Here is a 436-nt window from a genome sequence, read left to right as displayed (position 1 = left end):
TGCTGGCCGCCGCGCCTGCGCCGCCGGCCCCGGAACCGCCGCCGGCCGCACCCGCTCCTGCCGCGCCCGACGTCGATGCGCCCGAAGTGGCACCATTCGTGCCCGCGCTAACCGCACCGCTGGTCGCCGTGCCGGCGGTGGCGGTGGCGCTCTGGCCGCCCCCCACCGCGCCGCCACTGCCGTCCGGCGTGCCGCTGGCCGCCGTCGCAGTGCTGGTGGCGCCGCCGGCCTTCGCATTGCCGCCGTTGGCATACTGCTTGGCTGCCGCGTCGCCGCCATACACTTTGCCCGAATCGCCGCCTGCGCCGCCCTTGCCCCCTGCCCCGGTGTAGCCGCCATCACCGCCATAGGCCGTGCCGGTCCGGCCACCGTTGCCGCCGTCCGCGCCTCGGGCCGAGCCGGTGTCGCCGCCCGCGCCGCCGCGCGCATTGCCGGT

1 pseudogene is annotated in these 436 nt (G+C 78.4%); it reads left to right on the top strand.

From position 1 onward, the window contains the following. Window positions 1-332 (top strand): annotated as a pseudogene (locus tag GTP77_RS29900) (signal recognition particle-docking protein FtsY); the annotation flags it as partial. Window positions 333-436: the final 104 nt, after the last annotated feature.

It is taken from the genome of Pseudoduganella aquatica (genome assembly GCF_009857595.1).
GTDB lineage: Bacteria > Pseudomonadota > Gammaproteobacteria > Burkholderiales > Burkholderiaceae_D > Rugamonas > Rugamonas aquatica_A.
The sequence above is the reverse complement of the archived record's forward strand: the minus strand, read 5'-3'. Positions and strand labels throughout refer to the sequence as shown.